This is a genomic window from Mucilaginibacter sp. P1_A3 (genome assembly GCF_056406855.1).
This window is the reverse complement of sequence record NZ_JBFTZJ010000007.1, coordinates 46323-71198: the sequence shown is the minus strand read 5'-3', so window position 1 is coordinate 71198 and position 24876 is coordinate 46323. Positions and strand designations below refer to the sequence as shown.

Genomic DNA, 24876 nt, shown 5'->3' with positions numbered 1-24876 from the left:
TCTGAAAATCTATTTTCCAGTTATAGCTGACCTACCGGCGCAAACTCCGCTTATCTGCAAGCCTATATTCCCAAGGTCTTGCTACTTGATACTAATTACCTGATACTTTTCTGACGGCCTATTTATAATCTTTCTAAATAAATTTGGATGGATAGTCATGTTGGAGTACTTTTGGGCATTATTTTTAATTAGTCTAAATAAAATGAAACAACCCCAACTATCTGTTCACAAACTATTCTTTTCTCTTTTTCTATCAATTATATTACTATCCAATACCATCCCGGCACTGGCTCAGCAAACCCGCGGAACCATTAAAGGACATGTAATAACCAACAATAACCAACCGGCCGATAATATTTCGGTGCTGCTGAAGGGTACTAAATACGGCGGGATAACCGATGAAAACGGGGATTACACCCTAAGAGCCCCTCATGGAAAATACACCTTAGCTTTCACACATGTGGGCGTTAAAGTATATGAAACCGCGGTTGAAGTAATAGCCGGCCAAACAATAATAGTAAATGCTACTTTAGAAGCCACCGCCAACCAGCTAAAGGAAGTAGCCATATCCGGCACAAAACAGAAATATAAAATCAGCAATCCGTCGCCAAGTTTGAGGCTGAATGAGCCATTGCTGGAGGTTCCGCAGAATATCCAGGTGGTTACCTCACAGGTACTGGCCGATCAGCAGGTAATAAGCATGAGCGACGGTTTAATACGCAATGTTAGCGGTGCCGTAAGGTTAGAGCATTGGGGCGATTTATATACCAACATCACCATGCGCGGTTCGCAGATTCAGGCGTTCAGAAACGGTTTTAACGTAGTGAGTTCATACTGGGGACCGCTTACCGAAGACATGAGCTTTGTTGACCATATTGAATTTGTTAAAGGCCCTGCGGGTTTTATGCTGGGTAACGGTGATCCGAGTGGTTTATATAACGTGGTTACTAAAAAGCCTACAGGCGAAACCAAAGGTGAATTTAGCTTAACCACAGGTAGCTTTGGTTTGTACAGGAGTATACTCGATCTGGACGGTAAATTAAGTAAGGACGGTAAATTTTTGTACCGGTTAAACCTGGCTGGGCAAAAGAAAGGTTCTTTCCGAGCCAATGAGTTTAATAACCGTTACAGCATAGCACCGGTAGTTTCATACCAGATAGACAGCGCCACCAAACTAACTGCCGAATATACCCTGCAGCACGCTAACATGTCTGATGTGGGCTCATTCTACGTTTTCAGTCCGAACGGTTATGCTACTTTGCCGCGTAATTTTACCGCGCTGCCGGCAGGCCTGCCTCCTACAAACATCAACGATCAAAGTTTTACCATAAACCTGCAACATCAGTTAAATATCAACTGGAAACTAACCGCGCAGGCCGCTTACTATAATTACAGCCAAAAAGGCTCGTCCATGTGGGCCGATTCTGTTGGCGCAAGCGGTAAATATATCAGGAGTATAGGTATTTGGGATGCCAAAAGCGATATGACCCTGGCACAGGCCTTCATCAATGGAAAGGTAACCACTGGCAGCATCCACCATAGGATACTTGCCGGTATAGATATGGGTACAAAAAATTATGATGCCGATTACGCTCAGTCGCACCCCTTAGACAAAGTTGGGGCTGAGTTTGATCCGCAAAATCCTAATCTTGGTGTGCCGAGTAACGGCTACCCCGTGTTTGATCGCAGCACCAACCTGGAAGCACGCTCTGCAGCAGGTTACGGCAATATTAACCAAACTTACAGCAGCTTATATGTACAGGATGAACTTGGCTTTATTGATAACAGGGTAAGGCTTACTTTAGCCGGCCGGTATACTTATGTAAAACAAGGCGATTTTGGCAGCGCGGCTGTAACTGGTAAACATTTTACCCCACGTGTTGGCTTAAGTGCTTCGGTAGATGAGCACACATCGGTATATGGTTTGTATGACCAGGCATTTATACCACAGGGTGCAGCCAGGCTTTTAGATGGTGGATCAGTTAAACCGATAACCGGCAGCAACCTGGAGTTTGGCATCAAAAAAGATTGGGCCGACAGCAAATGGAACACCACCTTATCTGTTTATCGTATAATTAAAAACAACGAGGCACAGGCTGATCCAAGCAGTACACCTCAAAGCCCGGTCAGCTTTTTACTTGGTCAAAAAAGAGCCCAGGGTATTGAGTTTGATTTACGTGGCGAAATATTGCCGGGTTTAAACCTTACCGCCAATTACGCGCTTACCGATTCGAAAGTGAGCAAGGTTGATCAATATACGCCTGCAACCATTAAAGTTGGCGATGTTGTGCCGGGGTATGCAAAACACACAGCCAACGCTTGGTTAGGTTATAAATTGCAAAATGGCGCGTTAAAAGGTACAGGTGTATCTGCTGGCTTTACCTACCTGGCCGGTCGCCAAACTGATAGCTGGAGCGAATCGGACGTAAGATTGCCAAACTATTTTAAATTGGATGGTGGTATGTTTTGGGAAGGAAAGCAAATGAAGATCACCGCCAACGTGTTCAACGTGCTTGATAAATATTTATACTCAGGTTCATATTACTCCTATTTAAAAGCGTTTTACTGGCAGGCGGAAGCGCCGCGTAACTATCGTTTAAGCATCGCCTACAAATTTTAATAATGACCCGGTTTAAAAAAGTCATATTATTTATACACCGCTGGCTGGGCTTTATTGCCGGGCTGGTGGTGTTTATTGTAAGTATCACGGGCTGTATATTTTGTTTCCAGGATGAGATACAGGATGCATTATATAATTACCGCAAGGTTGAATTTAACCATAAGCCCTACCTGCCTCCATCAACCCTAAAAGCCGAAGGACTGAAAGCACACCCTGGCGCTACGGCAAACTATATGTATTATTATGGCTTTGACAGGCCCGCAGCATTATTGGTAAATTTGCCTAAGGAGCAAGGGATGTTATATGTATACATGAACCCTTATACAGGGCAGATTACCCATACCGAAAACCCGGCCCGTAACTTTTTTATCGTTGTTGAGTACATCCACCTTTACTTGCTGCTACCTCCCAATATTGGCAGCCTTGTTGTAGGTATCTCTGTTATTATATTTATAGTGCTGATGATCAGCGGCATCATCCTCTGGTGGCCCAAACGTAAAAGCGACCGTAAGCGCAGCTTTAACATTAAATGGAATGGCCGCTGGCGCAGGGTAAATTACGATTTACACAATGTACTGGGCTTTTACGCGACCGGCATTGCCCTTATATTAGCACTAACAGGTTTGTCAATGGTTTTTGAATCGGTACGGGAAGGCATTTATGCTACTGCTAACCTGGGCAAAAGTTATCCATCTGAAAAAGTAAACCCAAAATCCGATTCGTTATTAAAGACCAAAACGGATAACCGGTTTGTTATTGATAAGGTATTTTCAAAGGCACAAAGCCGCTCTCCGCAGGCTAAGATGTTTTTGGTTTATGACGATGCCGCCGCCGCAGGCACCATTGGGATAACAGCCTATGCCAAAAGCCTCTATTTCTACAAAAGCGATGGCTATGTGTTTGAGAAATATACAGGCAAACTACTCAAACAAACCCCACATACCCAAAAAAGCCCGGGCATGAAGATGAATGATATGAATTACGATCTTCATGTTGGCCAGGTGTTGGGACTGCCCGGCAAGATCATCGCTTTTTTAGCCAGTTTGATCTGCGCCTCGCTACCGGTAACCGGTTTTATTATCTGGTTAGGGAAGCGAAAAAAAGGCAAATCAAAAAAAGTAAAAGAGGTAGTGCATCGCAGGGTGCAGAAACAGCATATAGAAAAGAAATTCTAACCGCTGATAAACTATAAAATACCCCGGCTCAGTGCAAGTTTAAAAATCCTGGGATACTGAATGAAAAATAACATTTTGAAATGTTTGTTATCCTGAACGCAGTGAAGGATCTATTATTCGCCCTGTAAAGTCTGCGATTAGATCCTTCACTGCGTTCAGGATGACAATTTTTTTCAAAAAAACGTCATAAGCAAGCACGAAGCAATGGCGGCAATAATCCTTCCTTACTTCCCCTTTACAGCTCCTGATGGCTCGGCCAATAAATCATCTGTCAGTTTCTCAAACTCATTGATAAACCCGGTGTAATATTCACCTGTGCCGGGGCCGCTAAAGCCGGTGTGGATCTTGCGTACATCGCCGCTTTTATCAATGATGATGGTTGTAGGGAAACCAACCACTTTTGATAGCATGGGCAGGCTTTTTGATGTTTCAGCCTTATCACTGGTGTACCCGGTTATCAGTAGGGGATACGGTACATTAAAGCGATTTTTTACCTGTTGCAAAGCTTTTTGCGATTTGGCAAAATCGGCGGTGCGCTCATAAGCCAAACCCACAACCTCTACACCTTTAGCCTGGTATTTTTTGTAGTAGTTAACCATATAGGCTGTTTCATCCATACAGTTGGGGCACCACGAACCCAATATCTGGACAATAACTACTTTGTTTTTATATCTATCATCCTGTAAAGAAACCGTTTTACCATCGATGTCTTTAAAAGCAAAATCTATCTTTTTAAAACCCGGCTTAAGCGCTGTTAACGAATAAGCATCCGGCAATTTGGCATTCGGATCTTTTACGCCTGCCCATGATTGTACAGAGGAGTAGCCCGCGTAAAATTTACCATCAGTAATGGTTTGTTCATCTTTAATGGTTGCGGTAAATGTATAGGCATGGCCGCCATCAAAGCAGGAAAGGTATAGTTTATCTCCTGATACAATTCCTTCCAGGTAACGATAATCGCCGGTGGTAGTTAAAAATGTACCTGTAAGCTTTGCGCCCACCTGCTTAAACTCACCAACTGTCGTATCCCGTCCATCACCCTCGCCTATTATGGCCGACCATCTGCCGCCTATATTAAAAGCAGGCTTTACCGGGCTCTTTAAAAACCGCCAAGCGGTGTTGGGCTCCGCGGCAAATTTAACCAAAACATCCTGGCTGGCCAGGTGCCTCACCCAGTTGCCGGTTAGCTTATCATTTTCCAGTTTCAGTTTAAATTCCGAATTGAAAAGGGGCATTTGTATAAAAACGGAGTCGCCCCGGGAAGTAACATCAGTTACCTTAAACCTTTCGGCGCCGTTAATAATAGCAAGCTGCTGTTTCCCGGCGGTATCTTTAACTTCAAAATTAAAAGGGATCTCGGTATCTGATTTAGTGGTAAGCGCTCCGCGCCAAACACCTGTTTTAAGCTTGGTTTGGGCTGATGCAACCTGCAAAAGCGCGGCGGATGATATGATGGTTATGATTGCCTTTAAATTCATGTCGATTAAAAATAGTCTACTAAGTCGATATACTTTGTCAAAAGTATAAAAATCAGCCCACTATTTCAACACTTCGCGCGAAATGACAATTCGCTGAATTTCTGATGTGCCTTCATAAATCTGGGTAATTTTAGCATCCCGCATTAAACGTTCCACATGATATTCCTTTACATAGCCGTATCCACCATGTATCTGTACCGCTTCAACGGTAACGCGCATGGCAACATCTGATGCAAAAAGCTTGGCCATTGAACTGGCTTGTGCATAAGGTTGTTTATGATCTTTTAACCAGGCGGCTTTAACACAAAGTAACCGGGCTGCTTCAATCTCGGTAGCCATATCGGCCAGTTTAAATTGAATAGCCTGTAAATCGGCAAGACTTTTTCCAAAAGCTTTGCGATCTTTTGAATATTGTAAAGCCAGTTCATAAGCCCCGGCCGCTATTCCCAAAGCCTGCGAGGCGATACCTATCCTCCCGCCCTCTAACATAGTCATGGCAAATTTAAACCCGAAACCTTCCTTTCCAATCCTGTTTTCCTTATGCACTTTAACATCGGTAAACATAATTGAATGCGTGTCAGACCCGCGGATGCCCATCTTGTTTTCCTTTGCACCTATGGTAAAGCCTTCCATCCCTCTTTCAACAATAAGGGCATTAATACCATGATGCCCCTTTGAAGCATCCGTTTGGGCCATTACAATATAGGTTGAGGCAGTGCTGCCATTGGTGATCCAGTTTTTTACCCCATTTAACAGGTAATGATCGCCCATATCAATAGCAGTAGTATTTTGGGAGGTGGCATCAGAGCCGGCTTCCGGTTCCGAAAGGCAGAAAGCACCTATCTTTTCACCTTTGGCCAGGGGGATCAAATATTTTTCTTTCTGAAAATCATTTCCAAATCGCTCCAGCCCATTACAAATCAATGAATTATTTACAGAAAGCACTACCGCCGTAGATGCATCTATCCTTGAAATTTCTTCCATGGCCAGTACGTATGATATAGCATCCATACCGCTGCCGCCATATTGCGGCGAAACCATCATCCCTAAAAAACCAAGTTCGCCCAATTTCTTTATTTGTTCGGCAGGGAACTTTTGCTGATCGTCGCGTTCAATTACGCCGGGTTTTAATTCTGTTTGGGCAAAATCACGGGCAGCCTGTTTAATCATCAGCTGCTCTTCTGTATATTTAAATTGCATAGTATGATAAAAAGCTAAATATAGTAATTGCTATGCATGCATAGTAAAAAATAGTAAACAAAAAAAGAGAGCCTTTTTGGAAGCTCCCTTTCCCCTAATTAATTTAAACTATTGATTAAACCCAAAACAAAGAACAAAAAATCTCAACTTGGGCGTCTGAGAATTCAAAAAAAGTTTTTCACAGGTAGGTGATTTTAATTTTTTTTTCACAGATTTTATGCAGGGCAAAACATACTAAACAAATTCGTTGCCACTAATTGTTGCGCGGCATATACTTTAACTTAAATAATAGTTGTTTGCACATTATTATTGCAAATATTTTTCACGAACTTTAAATACAAATTGCCAATTATTTTTGAAGCCCCTATCAAAGATCATTTTTTTCAATCAATCAAATTGAATTATGCTACTTACTGACTTTGAATATCTTAGCAACTCCGATGAGGCATTTAAGAAGAAGATCGCGCTTCAGATCAAAAATCTGCGCAGGCAAAATCAAGTTACCCAGGAAAAGTTTTTTGCCGAAACTAATATTAACATTGCCCGGCTGGAGTCTGGAAAAATAGATATCAGGCTGGATACCCTCAGAAAAGTATGCTATTATTTCGACGTTTCTTTAGCCGGTTTTTTTCAGGGCATTTATTAAAGTTGTCCTTTTTACTTAATTTGCTGTCCTGAATTCTATTATTCCATACAATCGTTGTATTTTTTTTTATACACTAATAAATCTATGATAAAAAAGTTTTCGTCATTGGCAATATTTACCGGTGCACTGAGCCTTACCTTAATTACAGCTTGCAAAGACAACGCAAAAATTTACGCCGAAAATGATCCGGTAATTAAAAACATGGACCCCAAAGTGAAGCCGGGCGACGATTTCTTTAAATATGCAAACGGAACCTGGCTCAGGAAAAACCCTATTCCCGGCGCCTACTCCTCATGGGGTATAGGCAATGTTGTGCAGGAAGAGCTGCGAGATCGCATGAAGAAAATCAACCAGGACGCACTTGAAGCAAACGCTCCTAAAGGAAGCAGTACCCAAAAAATAGGCGATTTTTATTACAGCGGCATGGATACCGTTGATATTGAAAAGCAAGGCCTTTCTCCGCTTAAAGACGAACTGAAGAAGATTGATGACATAAAGGATATAAAGAGCCTGGTAGAGGAGTTTGCTCACCTCGACGGGATTGGAGTAACTACTCCCTTAGGCACCTATGCCGGGCAGGATAGCAAAAACAGTGATAAGATCATGCTGCAGTTGGGCCAATCGGGAATAGGATTGCCAAACCGAGATTATTATTTCAATAAGGATGCGCACAGCGTAACCGTGCGTACAGATTATCAGCAGAAACACTTACCAACCATTTTTAAACTGGGTGGACTATCCGCCGATGCCGCGAACGCCGCCGCTAAAAAAACATACGCTTTAGAAATATCCCTGGCCGATAGTAGCCGTAAGTTGGAAGACCTGCGAGACCCATACCATAACTATAATAAAATGACCATGGCCGGCTTAAGCAAACTGGCACCGGATGTTGACTGGAAATCCACATTTGATAAAATGGATTACAAAAATACAGATTCGGTAATTGTTGGTCAGCCGGAGTATTACCGCGAATTAAATAAAGCCTTACATGATTATAGTATTGACGATTGGAAAAATTACCTGCGTAAAAACCTGGTAACAACCTTTGGTGCATATTTAAGTAAGCCTTTTGATCAGGAGCTATTCCGCTTTTATGATATGGTGCTTTATGGCAACAAAGAACAGTTACCGCGCTGGAAACGGGTGCTTGATGCCGAGAACGGCCTGATGGGTGAAGTTTTGGGGCAAATTTTTGTAAAAGAATACTTCCCCGAAAAAACAAAAGAGCGCTATGTAACACTGGTAGAAACCATGCGCGAAACTTTTAGGGAACACATACAAAAACTGGATTGGATGAGCCCCCAAACCAAAGAAAAAGCCTATTACAAGCTAAATAAAGTAATGCCTAAAGTTGGTTATCCGGATAAGTGGAAAGATTTTTCGACCCTGGATATCAACCGTGGCCCATTTGCTTTAAACGTAATGCGTGCCAATAACTGGTGGCACAAATTTAACGCGGCCAAGTTAGGCAAAGCTGTTGACCGTACAGAGTGGGGGATGACACCGCAAACTTATAATGCTTACTACAATCCATCAAATAACGAGATTGTATTGCCGGCGGGGATCTTTACCATCCCGGGTTTTAAGGACGAGAATATAGATGATGCCATCATCTACGGCTACGCCGCAGCTTCAACCATCGGCCACGAAATGACCCATGGCTTTGACGACCAGGGTCGCCAGTTTGATGCCAAAGGAAATTTAAAAGCATGGTGGTTACCGCAGGATTCGGTAAAGTTTACCCAGCGCGCTCAAATGTTAATAAACCAGTTTAATGGGTATACCATTTACGGCCTGCACATCAACGGCAAAGCCACACAGGGCGAAAATATTGCCGATTTAGGTGGCATTGTGATTGGGCTTGATGCGTTCAAGAAAACAGAACAATATAAAGAAGGTAAGCCTATCAACGGGTTTACCCCATTGCAGCGCTATTTTTTAGGCTATGCTTTAGGATGGCTTGGGCAAGACAGGCAGGAATCACTATCCAGCCAAATACTCACCAACGAGCATTCCCCCGGCTTTATGCGCGTAAATGGGCCGTTTACCGATGTGCCCGAGTTTTATGAGGCTTTCCATATCAAAAAAGGTGATAAGATGTGGTTAGATCCGGATAAGAGGGTGAAAATTTGGTAGGCTCTAAGTTGAAAATGGCGTTTGAAAAGTTTGTCATCCTGAGGAACGAAGGATCTATTCGCACACTGTACAGGGCGAAGAAGCATGGTAGAGAGTAGATCTTTCACCGCGTTCAGGATGACAAAAAGTTTTTTTTTGCGACACGCTGATGGAAACGCTCGCAATGACATGACGGAAAATAATTCACACAACACTGTTACAAACGCCTTTTAATAAGGCGTTTGTTTTTTAATTAAATTTGATGCAAACGTATTTCTGCATGATGAAACATTACACAAAAATTATTTTAAGGTGCGCAGCCTTAACCACGCTGGCGTTAAGCGCGTACATAGCTATACCAAACGACCCAGTTTTCAACAACCTTGATCAATCGGTTAAACCTGGTGACGATTTTTTTAAATACGCCAACGGCGGGTGGTTGAAACGTAACCCTATCCCGGCCGCCTACTCCAGCTGGGGAATAGGCAATGTGGTATCAGAAGAACTGCGCGACAGGCTAAAGAAAATAAATGAGGATGCTTTAGCTGCCAATGCCCCCAAAGGAACTACAACTCAAAAAATAGGCGATTTTTATTTTACCGGTTTAGATACTGTTAATATCGAAAAAAGCGCCATCGCTCCATTAAAAACACAACTGGCACTCATAGACCAGGCAAATGACATCACAGGGATACTAAACGCCGCGGCTGTTTTAACAACTACCGGTACACGTAACATGATTGGCAGCCGGGTTAGCCAGGATGCTAAGAATAGCTCCAAAATGATGCTGCAATTAGGCCAGGCAGGCTTGGGTTTACCTAACCGCGATTACTATTTTAAAACGGATGCCCGTACGGTTAAAATTCGTTCGGATTATACTACCAACCATTTGCCTGCCATGCTCAGGCTAACCGGCTATGACGAGCAGCAGGCTAAAACAGGTGCCGAAAGTATTTATAAAATAGAAAAATTTTTGGCCGATAGCAGCCGCAAGCTTGAAAAGCTCCGCGATCCTTATGCCAACTACCATAAAATGCCCATTGCGCAATTAAACGCGCTTACACCAAACATCAATTGGAATACTGTTTTTAAAACGCTGGAATTAAAACCTGTAGATACCGTAATTGTTGGCCAGCCGGAATATTACAGGGCGTTAAATACCGCGTTGAAAACTTTCTCTGCTGATGAATGGAAAGCGTACCTGCGTTGGAAACTAATCTCATCCTACTCGCCATACCTCAATAACGTTGCCGACCAGGAAAGCTTCCGTTTTGGCGGCAAGGTGATATCTGGTCGGAAAGAACAACTTCCACGTTGGAAACGTGTATTGGATACCGAAAACGGTTTGATGGGCGAGGCTTTGGGCCAGTTGTTTGTGAAAGAGTATTTCCCGGTTACAGCAAAACTCCGCTATACCGAAATGGTTGAAGCCATTCGGCAGGCTTACCGTGAGCATATTGCCAAACTGGATTGGATGACTCCCGAAACGAAGCAAAAGGCATTGGCTAAACTCAATGCTATCCACCCCAAAGTCGGCTATCCGGATAAATGGAAAGATTTTTCGTCATTGGTGATGGACCGTGAATCATACGCAGGCAACGTGATGCGCGCCAGGCACTGGGCCTACATGGTGAACATTAACAAGCTGGGCAAACCGGTTGACCATACCGAATGGGGGATGACACCGCAAACTTATAACGCCAGTTACAGTCCATCAAATAACGAGATAACTTTGCCGGCAGCGCAGTTCACTATACCGGGTGTAAAGGACAGCGAAGTTGATGATGCTGTAGCTTATGGATATGTAGCGGCATCAACCATTGGCCACGAAATTACACACGGCTTTGATGATGAAGGCCGCCAGTTTGATGCTAAAGGAAACCTCAAAACCTGGTGGACACCAACCGACTCTGTTAAATTCACCAAACGCGCCACCATGCTTGCTGATCAGTTTAGCAGTTACGTTGTATTGGATAGTCTGCATGTAAATGGCAAAGCCACTTTAGGTGAAAATATTGCCGATTTAGGCGGGATTGTATTAGGTATAGATGCATTTAAAAAAACCAAACAATATAAAGATGGCAAGCAAATTAATGGCTTAAGCCCTATGCAGCGTTTCTTTTTAGGCTATGCACTTGGCTGGCTTGGGCAAGAACGCGATGAGGCCCTTGCCAACCAAATCCTGACCGACGTACATGCCCCGGGCTTTTTAAGGGTGAATGGTCCGTTTAGCGATGTGCCGGAATTTTATGAAGCTTTCCATATTAAAAAAGGAGATAAGATGTGGCTTGATCCTGGCAAAAGGGTGAGAATCTGGTAGAAGTTCATCTTACTAAAGCTACTGTAGTATACCTAAAGCAAATAAAAGTAAAGATGCTCTGTCGGGAGCTACCTGTTTGCAGAAAAACCAGGCTCCGGAGCTATCTTCTAATCGCTGAGTTAATCCCAATGGGATTGTCTGAAAAATATAAGTAAAAACAAAAATGCCCCCTCATAATTACAAAAGGGGGCATTTTAATTTCATTTAAATCAACAGACTATCTTCCTCCAGGAGGGCAATGTTCTTTCAAATACTTGGTGAACATGGTATGCAGGTGCAGCGATGTGCCTGGTCCTTCAAAAATACCATGGGTACGGTTAGGGTATGCCATTAGCTCAAACTGGCGGTTATATTTAACCAATTCGTTAATCAGCTCTTCGGCATTTTTGTAATGCACGTTATCGTCGCCGGTACCGTGTATGTACAACAAGTTACCACGCAGGTTTTTAGCATAAGTAATGGGCGAGCCTTTGATAAATGCTGCCCTGCCTTCGTCATTCACCGGTACGCCCATATAGCGCTCCTGGTAAATATTGTCATAAGTTAACTGATCGCCTACGGCGGCTACAGCTATTCCTGTTTTGTAAACTTCAGGAAACTGGAACATCAGGTTAAGGGTCGATGAACCGCCACCGCTCCAGCCATGTACCGCTATGCGGCTTGAATCAACAAATGGCCATTTCAGAATCTCTTTGGCGGCCATCGCCTGGTCGCGAATGTTGATGATGCCAATGTTTTTGTAGATAGCCTTACGCCATGCAGTGCCCTTTGGTGCAGGTGCGCCACGGCCCTCAACCGACATATAGATGTATCCATCATCGGCCATGCTGCCTACGTATAAGCCATTGCGGCCTGCTCCCCAGCTGTCGGTAACAGTTTGCCCTGCGGGTTCGCCATAAACGGTAAATACAACGGGGTATTTTTTATTGGGGTCGAAATTGGTTGGCTTCATCATCCAGCCATCCATCTCAATGCCATCGGCTGTTTTTACCTTAAAAAATTCCGGTTTGTTTTTGGCATTCTTGTTCAGTACAATCATATTACCGCCAATGTGTTTATGGGTGGGCAGACTTACTACCTCGCTCACCGGCGGCGTGTAGCTATTGCTGAAATTGTGCAAAGCCACCTTACCATTTGGCGAAATATCATAACCATGAGTTCCCGGCTCATCGGCAGGTGAAACACGCTCGGCATTACCACCGGCTATTTTTATGCGGTAAAGGTATTTCTGGGTAGCATTATCCGGCGAAGCCATAAAATAAATATAACCACCGGCCTCATCAATCAGGCTTACTGTGATCACATCATAATTGCCTTTGGTGATCAGGGTTTCTTTGCCTTCGCGATTTACGCGGTAAATATGTTTCCAGCCATCCTTTTCACTCACCCATAAAAAATCTTTCCCTTTGTTGATCCACTCCCATCCAATCGGGTCGCCATTATTCCAGCGTTCTTTACCATCTATCCATGAGTCGCTTTTTTCTTCACGAATGATGCGGGTTGTTCCGTTTGATATATTACCGATAAACACGCGGCTTTCGGTTTGTGCGCGGTTCAACTGCTCCAGGATAATCTCGTTCGGGCTTAGCGTCCACTCCATGCGGGGGATATAATGCTGTACTGCATCGCCGGGTATATTGATCCATTTGGTTGCCGCTGTGTTAACATCAACCACGCCAATTTTGGCCGAGCTTGGGTCTTCGCCCGCAACAGGATATTCAACCGGTACTACAAATGGGTAAATAGAATCAGTAGTATTCAGCATCAAATAGCTTTTAATTTTAGTGGCATCTATTTTCCAGTAAGCTATATTGCGGCTATCCGGCGACCAGCGAAAACCATCGCGGCAGCCAAACTCTTCCTCATAAGCCCAATCAAAAGTTCCGTTGATTAAATGTGTGCTGCCATCAGTAGTGAGTTGCTTTACAGCTCCGCCCGCCAAATCCTCCACATAAATATTATGTCCGCTTACATAAGCCGCCTTGCTGCCATCTGGCGAAAGCTTGGCAAACATCAGTGATGACTCTGGCAGGTTTTTACCTAATTGCCAAAGTTTTTGTGTGCCGGTATCAAATATCCAGTAATCGCCGCGGGTATCATAACGCCATACCTTTTGGGTGTTGGTGTTGATGAGCACTTTTTTACCGTCATCGGCTATCGTAAATCTTTTTATACCAATAGGCTTGCCTCCTTTGGGTGTAAGCATGGCACTGCTTATCCAAACGGTTTTTTTGCTGGTATCGCGGGTATCAAAAACGGTTATTTCGCCGCCTGTAATTTTATAATACTGGTAGCCATTGTTTGCCCAGTGGGTGAGCGCACGTTGTGCTTTTACCAAATTGCTGCTCAAAACGAATAAAACGATCAACAGGAATAATGATCCCGAACGGAAAAATCTCATATATTTTACTTTGAATGATGAATGCGGCATTATTTTGAGAATAATTAATGCCGTCGTAAAAATTGCGTTAATTTAGTACATTAACAAAGTATAAGATCTGTTGTAATGAAAAAAATACTCCTACCTGTCGTCCTCTGCCTTTTATTTATAAATTTTACTCATGCCCAGCATGCAGACAGGAGCAAATTCATTAGGGATAGTTTGGACCTTTATGTAAGCCGGGCGCTTACCAACTGGCGTATTCCGGGTGTGGCGGTATGTATTGTAAAAGACAACAAGGTAGTGTTGATGAAAGGCTACGGCATCAAAGAACTTGGTATGCCCAATAATGTTGATGTAAACACCCTGTTTATGATAGGCAGTAACACCAAAGCCTTTACAGCTACCGCTTTGGCCATGCTGCAGGCTGGCGGCAAGCTCTCTCTTGATGATAAGGTGACCAAATATATACCAGAATTTAAATTGGATAATAAACTTGCCGGGGAGCAGGCCATAGTACGCGATTTATTGTGTCATCGCCTGGGCTTGCAAACATTCCAGGGCGATTTTACTTTTTACAATACCAACCTTAGCCGCGATGAGGTGATTAAAAAATTAGGGCAAATTAAAGCGCCTTATGCTTTTCGCACCAAATGGGGGTATACCAACGCGGCATTTTTAACTGCCGGGCAAATTATCCCTAAAGTAACCGGCAAGCCATGGGAAGTGTATCTTAAAGAAAATATTTTTGCACCATTGGGCATGAGTAATACACTGGCTTTAACGGCCGATATGCCCAAATCATTAAACCGTACGGTGCCCCATACCTTTACCGATGGCAGGCTATCTGCCATACCTTATTGCCAGATAGATGGACTTGCACCTGCGGGGGCCATCAGCTCATCGGTAAATGATATGAGCAAATGGGTATTGGCTTTGCTGAATGATGGCAAGGTTGGCAACAGGCAGGTGATCCCATCTGCAGCGATACAAGCCACCAGGCAGCCGCAGGATATTGTAAGCAGTATTCATCATTTAAATGGCGAAGATAACTTTGAGTTATATGGTTTGGGCTGGTTTATACAGGATTACTCCGGTCATCGCCTGGTGATGCATGATGGTGGGGTAAATGGTTACCTGTCATCAGTAACGCTATCGCCAAAGGATAATCTGGGTATTATCATCTTAACCAACACCGATCAAAACCTGTTTTTTGAGGCCCTGCGCTGGGAAATTCTTGATGCCTATTTTGGACAGGGATACCGCAACTACAGCGAGGCTTACCTAAAAAACTTTAAAACACAAACGGCTACTGCTCAGGCAACCGATAAAAAACTGCGGGACTCTGTATTGTTGAACCTTCGCCCATTATTGGCTGCCAGTGATTATATGGGTAAATATACCAACAGCCTATACGGATCAATGGAGGTTACCCAGGGAGAAAACAATGACCTGGAGATGCGTTTTGAACATCATCCTAAAATGTTTGCTAAACTACAGCCATTGGGCGGCAATCGGTTTTATGTAACTTTTTCAGATCCTACACTGGGCAAAGCTGTTTTTCCGTTCACTGTGCAAAATGGAAAGGTAACAGGTGTAAGAGTTAAGGTAGCTGATTTTGTAGAGTATAATCCTTATGATTTTAAGAAGGAATGAGCTGGTGAGTAGTATTTGGAGAACAGTGAGTAGTTAATGTAACCATCAACTACTCACCTAATCTTAAAACTTCAAATTGGCCTTTAGCCATTGCTGTACGTCTTCCTGGGTACTAACTTCTTCAGGTAGTTTATCATGAATGAGTTTTTCCATTTTATTGCCGGTGTTGGCAAAACGGTAATCCCATAATATCATCAGTTTGTTTATCAAATAAACAATTTCATTACCCTCGTCCTTAGCAAAAGGAGTTGCATCTGGTTTACCGTTAACGCGTGGATCGGTTGGGGTATAGGTTGTCCATTTGTAATCGGTATAGTGTAGGTTTCTTCGCGAAAAAAGGATCATGGATTAAAGAATTTCTTTAAAGGTACGCATAATTAGCCCGGTATTTTGTGAAAGACGTTTTTATATAGGTTCAAAAATTAAACTGGCGTTAATAAATTGTAACATCTTATGTATAGTGGTTTCGTCCGCCGCATAGTTTAACAACTCAATTAGTTTCAGGCAAATCTTAACCATACTACTTCATCCTCACTCAAAAAGACTCTTCTGCTTTTATTCTTTTTACACGATGTAATAATATTGATATAATACATTTCCGCTATTAGTTGTATTTTCAGCGCTGATAACCAGGATTACATGAAAAGATCATTTTTACTCGCATTTGCTACCTTATTTACATCTGTTGCGATAGCGCAACAAGATGCCCCCAAAGCCATTTATTACGCCATATCGTTCCCTAACGCGGTCCACCACGAGGCCGAGGTATCCATAACCATTCCGCAGGCGCCAACAGGGCCATTGCTGTTACGCATGAGCCGTTCATCAGCAGGCAGGTATGCCACGCACGAGTTTGGTAAAAATATTTACAACGTAGCAGCAACAGATGTTAACGGAAAAGCGCTTGAGCTTAAACAGCTGGAAGGCGATTTATACCAGGTAGAAGAACACCCCGCTACTGTAAAAGTAAGCTATACCCTGTTTGGCAACTGGACAGATGGCACCTACGCCAGTATTGACCCCAGCCACGCCCACCTTAACATGCCTGCCACATTTATGTGGGTAGTAGGGCAGGATAAAAGACCTCTTACCTTCCAGTTTAATGATCTTGAAAAATATGGATGGCATATTGCAACCCAACTTAAACATGAAGGCAGTAATGTGTACAGCGCCCCCAACCTGCAATATATGATGGATTGCCCTACCGAACTATCTGATCATAAAGTAACCAGCTGGGATGTGGTGAACACCGATAATAAAAAATTGAAAATAAACCTTACCGTACACTCTGATGATAGCCAGCAGGTGATTGATAATTTTGGTAAAATGGTTGCCAAAATGGTATTGGAAGAAAAAGCTGTGTTTGGTGAGCTGCCTGCCTATGATTATGGTGAGTACACTTTCATCAGCGATATTTATCCAACTACATCGGGCGATGGTATGGAGCACCGTAACTCTACCTGTATCACTATCCCAGCGCCAAAGGTTGAAGGGTTAGAGAAAAGATTGTTAGGTGTGTATGCACACGAATACTTCCACAGCTGGAATGTGAAACGCATCCGCCCAAAAACGCTGGAGCCTTTTAATTTTGAACATGCAAACATGAGCAGTGAGCTTTGGTTTGCCGAAGGTTTTACCCAATATTATGGCGAATTGCTGCTTGTGCGCTCTGGCTTTGTTGATCTTGATGACTATACCGGAACATTGGGTGGCCTCGTCAACCAAATATTAAACACCCCTGCCGCTGCAAAATATCCGGCAACGCAAATGAGCCGCTACTCGGTATTTGCTGATGCCGGCGTATCTATTGATCCAAACAACAATGCCAACGATTTTACAAGCTATTATACTTACGGCGGCGCCATAGCTCTTGCGCTTGATCTGCGTTTGCGCAGCGATTTTAATATGACGCTTGATGATTACATGCGCCAGGTTTGGTTAACCCGCGGTAAAGTTATGAAACCTTATACCGTGCCTGATCTGCAAACCGATTTGGCCAAAGCAACCAACAACCCCAAATTCGCTGCCGATTTCTTCAAGAAATATATTACAGGTATCGATAAAAATAATTACGCCGAATTATTAACCAAAGCAGGTTTGGTTTTACGCAGGATAGACCCTGAGAAGGGATGGGCAGGCTCATTGGCAACCACTGCCGGTCGTGGCAGGGCTGGTCAGCCACGGGCCGCCAATGCTGATGGTTTACCTATATTATCAAGCACAATCATAGGCTCGCCCGTTTACAAAGCAGGGCTTGATGCTGGTGACATTATTTTAAAAGTTAACGGTGTTGATATTAAAGATCAAAAAGGATTTGACGATCAGCTAAACGGGAAAAAACCGGGAGATAAGCTTACCGTAAATTATAAAAACCGTACCGGTAATCACGAAACTACTATCGTACTGGAAGAAAATCCTAATTTTGAAGTACTTACTTTCGAAAAAGCAGGTAAACAACTATCTAAAGAACAGGAAACCTTCCGTAACAATTGGTTACAATCAAAAGTCAAATAATGATGAAAAAAACCTTATTAGCAGCGGCTTTATTAGCTGTATCAACCTGCGGCTTTGCACAGGACGTAAATAAACTGATCAATCAGGATGATGTAGCGCGCATCATTAAAACACTTTCGGCAGATGATATGCAGGGCAGGGCTACCTTTACCCCCGGTATTGAAAAAGCCGCCAAATTTATTGAGGGCGAATATACCAAGGCCGGTTTGGTACCATTAACAGGTAATAGCAGTTTTAGGCAGAATTTTACTATGGTGCGTACCAAGCCGGTTAAGCTAACTGTGAGCATTAATGGCAAAAGCATAGCAGCCGACAGCGCTTTTACAACAGGAGGCGAATCATTTAGCTGGGCTACCAACGCCGATGTGCAGGTGGTACAGGTAACGGCTGATAAAAATTTCAGGCAGGAATATGGCGCTATCACCAAAAGTGGCAAAAAAACACTGGTACTGGTTGATCCTAAATTTAAAGACCTGTTTAGCCGTGTGTGGAGTTTTAACAACAGGGGTAGCATGAGCTTCAAGGGTAAAACAGCAACTCCAGTTGTATTTGTATTGGGCAGGTTGGATGCGGTAACCACATTTGATGTAAGCTACGAAAGCAAAACCGAAGAACTACCTCTGTTTAATGTGGCGGGTATGATTCCCGGCAAAACCAAACCCGAAGAGTTTGTAGTATTCTCGGGCCATTATGACCACCTGGGCATTTTAAAACCGATGGAAGGCGATAGTATCGCTAACGGTGCTGATGATGATGCATCGGGTACAACAGCGGTTTTAACTTTAGCCAAATACTACAAAAAGCTAAACAATAATGCCCGCACCCTTATTTTTGTGGCCTTTACTGCCGAAGAGATTGGCGAATACGGTTCACAGTACTTTGCTACCCAGGTTGCGCCTGATAAGGTGACGGCGATGTTTAACATCGAGATGATAGGCAAGGCTTCAAAATTTGGTACAAACTCGGCATTCATCACCGGCTATGAGCGGTCTGATTTTGGCAAGATCCTGCAAAAGAACCTGGAAAAAACCACCTTTAAGTTTTACCCGGATCCATACCCTGAACAAGACCTGTTTTATCGCAGCGACAACGCCTCACTGGCCGAAGTGGGTGTACCCGCGCATACGATATCAACAGATCAGATAGATATTGATAAGCTTTACCATACCGTAAAAGATGAGTTTAGCTCATTGGATGTAAACAATATTACATCAACCATAAGGGCTATAGCATTAAGCTCGCGCAGTTTAGTTGCCGGTACAGATACCCCTACAAGGGTGCCTAAACTGGAAAGATAGAAATGTTAATTGCTCTTAGTGATGGGTTTCAAATCATAGTTGTTCGAAAGATATAAAAAGCTGGGGAAACGTGCGATTCCTTCCTCGGGGAAGGGGAGGTAGGGGTTAAATCAGGCGTTCAAGCACTGTTCCAGATGGTGCGCCGGCGAAACCCCTCCCTGCCATTGCGCACATGACGGCCGCACCCCTCTCCCAAGGGTTACTGTGTGTACACAAGTTTTTAATAAAAGAAAATTGTCATTTCGATTGAGCAAGGGGAGGAATAGTGGTGGGGCGAAAGAGAAATCTTATGCGGTATGCTAAAGGATTTTGCATCTCGTACAAGATTTCTCCTCGTACCTCGTTCGAAATGACAATCGTTTATTATTCATTTCCATGAACAACATTCTCAAAATAGCAGTAGTAGGTCCAGAATCAACAGGTAAATCAACTATGTCTGATTATTTGGCGGCGCATTACCAAACGGTTGCTGTGCCCGAGTATGCGCGTGGTTATTGCGAAAAGCTTACAGATCTCTGTACCTGGCAGGATGAAATTAATATGTTTTACGGTCAGTTGGAACTGGAGGACGCGCTGGTACCCCGGGCCAATAAAATATTGATCTGCGATACTACTTTTATCACCGTAAAAATTTGGAGCGACGAAATGTTTGGTCAATCGCCGCAGGAGGTATTGGATGAATTGCCCAAACACCCTTATGATCTCTATCTGCTCCTCAATATCGATCTGCCCTGGCAAGATGATCCCTTACGCAACTTCCCCACCATGCGCGAACATTTTATGGATGTTTGGTATAAAGAGTTGGATGCCCTGAACGCAAGATATGTGCTGATCTCAGGCACGGGCGATGACAGGTATCAGAACGCGGTGAAGGCGGTAGATGAGTTTTTGAAATGATAGCATTTCTTTAACGTCGTTTTTTTCACGTCATAGCTGTGAGTTTTAAAATCCGGTGAACTGTGAAGGGAAAATGACGTAACAAAAAAGGCTGTCATCCTGAGCCTGTCGAAGGATAGTGGGCAAAGGCCTCTCCGCACGTGTCTTCGACAGGCTCAGACTGACAGGCCCACACGCCTCAAAATCCAATACGTCCTTGCGAGACACGAAACAATCTCCGTACTATACAGAGCAGACAGAAAAGCTAAGCCTGCATATTCGCCCTGCCATCGTGGAGATTGCTTCGTGCCTCGCAATAACGCAGTTTTTTCTTCATTTGACGATGCTATATCCATTATTATCGGTAAAATCGATAATATTCAAAAATAATCAAGCATCCGTGCAACGTTGTAAAATAGCCTGCGTCTATTATACTGAAGCTTAACAGATTTGGAAGCAATATTCATAGATAAACATTACAGCCTGGTGGTTGAGTGCAAGCAGGGAAGTAAAAAAGCCTGCTATGAACTTTACCGTCTATATTCTAAAGCGATGTTGAACGTCGCCTTTAGAATAGTGGGCGATATTGCCGAGGCTGAAGATGTTTTACAGGAAGCTTTCCTGGATGCATTTAATAAGCTGAAAGATTTTAGGCAGGAAACCACGTTTGGCTTATGGCTTAAGCAAATAGTGGTAAACCGTTCAATAAATCAGTTGCGCAAACGCAAGATGGAACTGATAGAACTGGATGGGAATCATTTGGAGGATATCCCCGATGAGGAACCTGCCGATGATGATGAAATACAATACCAGGTAACAATGGTAAAAGAGGCTATGAAACAATTACCGGATGGTTACCGGGTTGTAATATCGCTCTACTTATTGGAAGGTTACGACCACGAAGAAATAGGGCAAATTTTAAATATATCAGAAAACACATCAAGAACCCAGTTCTTGAGAGCTAAAAGAAAACTAATGGAAATTTTAAGCAGAAAGGGAAAAGTGATATGAGCAAGCGATTTGAAGATTTCATGAAAGAGAATCAGGACGATTTTGACGAGATCGAGCCATCGGCAGATCTGTGGGGTAAAATAGAGGCGCGTTTAAACGTGCTGGAGGCGGAGCCAAAAAAGCGCGAAGCCAAAACCTTTTCGCTCGCTTTTGTGCTAAAGGTGGCCGCATCCATCATCGTGGTGATGGGCATAGGTTTCGGGGTGTATATCCAAAGTCAAAAAGGCCCAAAAAACGTTGACCTGGCTGCTATCAACCCAGAGTATGCCAAACAACAAGTACACTATGCATCATTGGTTGAAACCCAGCTTACTGAGTTGAAGGCAGCCTCAAAAGGCGATCCGCAACTGTTTAAGGAGTTTACTGCCGAGATTGCCAAAATGGACTCTACTTATAAAAAACTAAATAATGATTTAGCCACCAGCCCTAACCAGGAACGTGTTTTACGTGCAATGATCCGGAACTTGCAAATACAAACCGAGGTGCTTAGTCAGCAATTAAATGTAATAGAGCAGTTTAACGAAACTAATAAAGATCAAAAAGATGAAATCAAAAATATTTAATCCCTTCCTGTTTGCGCTGATGATTTTATTGGCCCTTGGTACAGGAAGTTTTGCACAGCAAAAAAAGCCCGCTAAACCGGCAAGGCCGGCCAAACCTGCTGCTGCGCCTAAAGTTGTCCAGTCTGACGATGATGACAGCGATGATGCCGACATGGACTCCAAAGACTATCAGCTTAAAATGAAAGACCTTCAAATAAAAATGAAGGACTTGCAAATAAAAATGAGCGCGCTTAACAAGCAAAAATTCAACAAAAGCATGAAGCTCAAAATGAAGAAATTCAATAAAAGCTTCAAAGGGCTCGATAAAAACTTCAAGCTGGATAGCTTAAAAGGCTTTGCCTTTAAGCTTAACGATAGCATGTTAAACTTTGCTTATAAATTTGATACCAATATAGCTCCCATGATTGCTTATGGATTTAAGGATTTTGATAAAAGCTTTAATTTTAGCTATGATAGCAGCGACGACGATAACGACAAACAGCAACAAAGCGCTGAAGAAGTAGTAAAAACCAAAAGCTATAGCAAAAGCTATAATGTTGATGCTAATGATGTGATTAATATCGACAATAAGTTTGGTAAGGTAATCGTAAACACCTGGAACAAAAATGAAGTAAAAGTTGATGTGCAGATAAAAGTGACCACCAACAACGACGATAAAGCACAAAAACTTTTGGATGATGTAAATATCAAAGACGGTAAAGATGGCAACGGGGTTTACTTTAAAACCTCCATCAGCTCTGATGAGGACAGCAATGGTTCATGGGGCTCGTTTTTTAAAGGGACCCGTAATTCGGTACGTTCAATTGAAGTGAACTATACGGTGTATATGCCGGCTAAAAGTCCGCTAACTATCAGCAATAAATATGGCAGTACAGATTTGCCCGATCTGAGCGGCAAGCTCATTATCAATAACTCCTTCGGGAGCCTGGTGGCTAAAACGCTGAGTAACCCCGGTAACCAGATCAAGGTAAAATATGGCAATGCCACCATCGGGAACTTAAATGGCAGCGACCTTGATGTTGCCTATGGCAGCCTAAGCCTTGGTGATTGCGACAGGCTTAATGCAAACCTGAGTTACAGTTCGGCAAAAATTGGCCGCATAAAAACATCGGGTAACATCAATGTTAAATTTGGGGGCGGTATAAGTATTGAGGGTGTTGATAAAAACCTGAAAGATCTGTCTGTTAAATCAAGCTATTCAAGCATCAAGCTTGGCCTGGGCGATGACCAGACTGCCGATTTTGATGTAACTGTGCGTTATGGCAGCTTTAACTATGGCAACCGCGATGTAAGTTTGACCAGTAAAACTCCTGCCGATGGCGAACGCGGATTTAACCCGACCAAAAATTATAAAGGTCATTTTGGTAAGGGCGGTACCGATAAAACCATTACCATCAATTCCACCTTCGGAAGTGTAAACTTTGATTAATCAATAAATTTATCCTTTTACGCAAGCCTCTGCCCTAAACGGCAGGGGTTTTGTTATTTTTGGGCTTAACTCATCACACCTATGGATTTAGAGATATTTACCCAGGCCGAATCGTGGATATCATTAGTTACGCTAACCCTTTTAGAAATTGTTTTAGGGATTGATAATATTGTATTCATATCCATCCTATCAGATAAGCTACCCGCAAAACAGCAGGCCAAAGGCCGCCGGGTAGGTTTAGGTATGGCCATGATTACCCGGGTATTGCTCTTGCTTTCCATTAGCTGGGTGATGACGCTTACTGCACCGTTGTTTAACCTAAGTCACCTGCTTAGCATCACCGATGCCGGTTGGGTAGAAAAACTGGCCATATCTGGCCGCGACCTGATCCTCATCATCGGTGGCTTGTTCCTGATCTATAAAAGCACTGCAGAAATTCACCATAAAATAGAAGGCGAAGAAGAAGGCAGCGAAAACGTAAAACCACAAGGCTTTATAGCCACCATCATCCAGATCATGCTGCTGGATATCGTTTTCTCCCTCGATTCGGTAATTACCGCCGTAGGTATGGCCAGCCATGTAGAGATCATGATCCTGGCCGTTGTAATAGCCGTAGGCATCATGATGTGGGCATCAAATGGTGTAGCTGCATTTGTAAACAAACACCCAACCGTTAAAATGCTGGCACTTTCCTTTTTATTGCTGATAGGCGTATCGCTATTAGCCGAAGCATTTGAGCAGCATATCCCTAAAGGATACATCTATTTTGCCATGGCGTTCTCGATGTTGGTAGAGATGCTGAATCTGAAAATGAGAGCGAAGAAAGCCAGGAGCCAAGAGTCGGGAATCAAGAAATAAGAATCAAGAGTTGAGAGTCAAGAGTCAAGAATCAAGAATCAAGAATCAAGAATCAAGATACAAGAATCAAGATGAAAGCTCTTGCTCCGAAAAAAGCATTGGGCCAGTGCGATTCCCTCCCTCGGGAGGGTAGGGAGGGGTTTCTTGAAGCGATATTCCTGAAGCGATATTCTAATAGATATAAACGATATGCCCAAAATCATCCCCTATAACCCAAAACTAAAGGCCTTAGCCCGCAAGCTGCGAAAGGATATGACCTTTGGCGAAGTGCTATTGTGGAATGAAGTAAAAGACAATAAGGTATTTGGGTTTGATTTCGACCGCCAATGCTGTATCGATAATTACATAGTTGATTTTTATTGTAAAGCTCTAATGCTTGCAATAGAAATTGATGGAATGTCGCATAATTATGAGGAGGCATTCAATAAAGACGGAATAAGGCAACAAAAATTAGAGGGTTTTGGGATCCGATTCCTGCGCTTTTCAGAGGCCGAAATGAAAAGCGATATGCTAAATGTGATCAGAACTATAGAAAGTACAATAATTGAAGTTGTTAAGAATGATCCTGCAATTAAATTACCTAAAGAGTTTGACTTGGAGTTATTGAAATAGCTGCTTTGCTTGTATGGCGTAGAAACCCCTCCCTACCCTCCCGGGGGAGGGAATCGCACCTGGCCTATGCTTTTTTTAATTTTTTTCTTCCTTTCACCCGTCACACCCGCCGCAAGTTGTACTTT

18 protein-coding genes are annotated in these 24876 nt (G+C 43.1%); 14 read left to right on the top strand and 4 right to left on the bottom strand.

The annotated features are described in order from the left end of the window. Positions 1-202: 202 nt before the first annotated feature. Positions 203-2620: a TonB-dependent siderophore receptor gene (locus AC1D0K_RS15640; protein ID WP_477397072.1), complete on the top strand. Its 2418-nt coding sequence runs from the start codon at positions 203-205 to the stop codon at positions 2618-2620. Positions 2621-2622: 2 nt separating this feature from the next. Beyond that, positions 2623-3795, top strand: a complete 1173-nt coding sequence (locus AC1D0K_RS15635; protein WP_477443670.1) for a PepSY-associated TM helix domain-containing protein — start codon at positions 2623-2625, stop codon at positions 3793-3795. Between the two features lie 224 nt (positions 3796-4019). On the opposite strand, the gene AC1D0K_RS15630 is transcribed toward AC1D0K_RS15635, so the two are convergent. Both AC1D0K_RS15630 and AC1D0K_RS15625 read right to left on the bottom strand, forming a co-directional pair. Then, complete coding sequence (locus tag AC1D0K_RS15630; protein WP_477397711.1) at positions 4020-5273, bottom strand: peroxiredoxin family protein; 1254 nt, start codon at positions 5271-5273, stop codon at positions 4020-4022. Between the two features lie 60 nt (positions 5274-5333). After that, the gene (locus tag AC1D0K_RS15625) at positions 5334-6473 is read right to left on the bottom strand and encodes an acyl-CoA dehydrogenase (RefSeq protein ID WP_477397713.1); all 1140 of its coding nucleotides are present in this window, start codon (positions 6471-6473) and stop codon (positions 5334-5336) included. A gap of 403 nt (positions 6474-6876) precedes the next feature. Here AC1D0K_RS15625 and AC1D0K_RS15620 point away from each other — a divergent pair, with 403 nt between their 5' ends. From AC1D0K_RS15620 to AC1D0K_RS15610, 3 genes are all read left to right on the top strand, one after another. Continuing rightward, entirely contained in the window at positions 6877-7119 is a 243-nt protein-coding gene (locus AC1D0K_RS15620) for a helix-turn-helix domain-containing protein (RefSeq protein WP_295716485.1), read from the top strand. Between the two features lie 84 nt (positions 7120-7203). Next, complete coding sequence (locus AC1D0K_RS15615; RefSeq protein WP_477397716.1) at positions 7204-9255, top strand: M13 family metallopeptidase; 2052 nt, start codon at positions 7204-7206, stop codon at positions 9253-9255. A 259-nt stretch (positions 9256-9514) separates the two neighbouring features. Further along, positions 9515-11554, top strand: coding sequence for a M13 family metallopeptidase (locus AC1D0K_RS15610; protein ID WP_477442100.1), 2040 nt, complete (start codon positions 9515-9517; stop codon positions 11552-11554). Between the two features lie 217 nt (positions 11555-11771). On the opposite strand, the gene AC1D0K_RS15605 is transcribed toward AC1D0K_RS15610, so the two are convergent. Continuing rightward, entirely contained in the window at positions 11772-13955 is a 2184-nt protein-coding gene (locus AC1D0K_RS15605; protein ID WP_477397720.1) for a S9 family peptidase, read from the bottom strand. A 105-nt stretch (positions 13956-14060) separates the two neighbouring features. Here AC1D0K_RS15605 and AC1D0K_RS15600 point away from each other — a divergent pair, with 105 nt between their 5' ends. After that, a complete protein-coding gene (locus AC1D0K_RS15600) occupies positions 14061-15590 on the top strand; it encodes a serine hydrolase (RefSeq protein ID WP_477397722.1) in 1530 nt (509 codons plus the stop codon). A 63-nt stretch (positions 15591-15653) separates the two neighbouring features. On the opposite strand, the gene AC1D0K_RS15595 is transcribed toward AC1D0K_RS15600, so the two are convergent. After that, positions 15654-15935, bottom strand: coding sequence for a hypothetical protein (locus AC1D0K_RS15595; protein WP_295716478.1), 282 nt, complete (start codon positions 15933-15935; stop codon positions 15654-15656). A 294-nt stretch (positions 15936-16229) separates the two neighbouring features. On the opposite strand from AC1D0K_RS15595, the gene AC1D0K_RS15590 reads away from it, so the two are divergent. From AC1D0K_RS15590 to AC1D0K_RS15555, 8 genes are all read left to right on the top strand, one after another. Continuing rightward, the gene (locus tag AC1D0K_RS15590) at positions 16230-18104 is read left to right on the top strand and encodes a M61 family metallopeptidase (RefSeq protein WP_477397725.1); all 1875 of its coding nucleotides are present in this window, start codon (positions 16230-16232) and stop codon (positions 18102-18104) included. Further along, positions 18104-19402: a M28 family metallopeptidase gene (locus tag AC1D0K_RS15585; RefSeq protein ID WP_477397727.1), complete on the top strand. Its 1299-nt coding sequence runs from the start codon at positions 18104-18106 to the stop codon at positions 19400-19402. The genes AC1D0K_RS15590 and AC1D0K_RS15585 overlap by 1 nt, the downstream gene beginning before the upstream one ends. Positions 19403-19777: 375 nt before the next feature. Beyond that, positions 19778-20299, top strand: coding sequence for an AAA family ATPase (locus AC1D0K_RS15580; protein WP_477397729.1), 522 nt, complete (start codon positions 19778-19780; stop codon positions 20297-20299). 429 nt (positions 20300-20728) lie between these two features. Beyond that, positions 20729-21289 (top strand): RNA polymerase sigma factor, encoded by a 561-nt coding sequence (locus AC1D0K_RS15575; RefSeq protein ID WP_295716471.1) that lies wholly within the window; start codon positions 20729-20731, stop codon positions 21287-21289. Further along, entirely contained in the window at positions 21286-21852 is a 567-nt protein-coding gene (locus AC1D0K_RS15570; RefSeq protein ID WP_295716469.1) for a hypothetical protein, read from the top strand. Before AC1D0K_RS15575 ends, AC1D0K_RS15570 begins: the two co-directional genes overlap by 4 nt. After that, a complete protein-coding gene (locus AC1D0K_RS15565; RefSeq protein WP_477398498.1) occupies positions 21833-23281 on the top strand; it encodes a DUF4097 family beta strand repeat-containing protein in 1449 nt (482 codons plus the stop codon). The genes AC1D0K_RS15570 and AC1D0K_RS15565 overlap by 20 nt, the downstream gene beginning before the upstream one ends. Before the next feature lie 81 nt (positions 23282-23362). Continuing rightward, positions 23363-24139: a TerC family protein gene (locus AC1D0K_RS15560; protein WP_477398500.1), complete on the top strand. Its 777-nt coding sequence runs from the start codon at positions 23363-23365 to the stop codon at positions 24137-24139. A 189-nt stretch (positions 24140-24328) separates the two neighbouring features. After that, positions 24329-24751: an endonuclease domain-containing protein gene (locus AC1D0K_RS15555; protein WP_295716465.1), complete on the top strand. Its 423-nt coding sequence runs from the start codon at positions 24329-24331 to the stop codon at positions 24749-24751. Positions 24752-24876 lie beyond the last annotated feature (125 nt).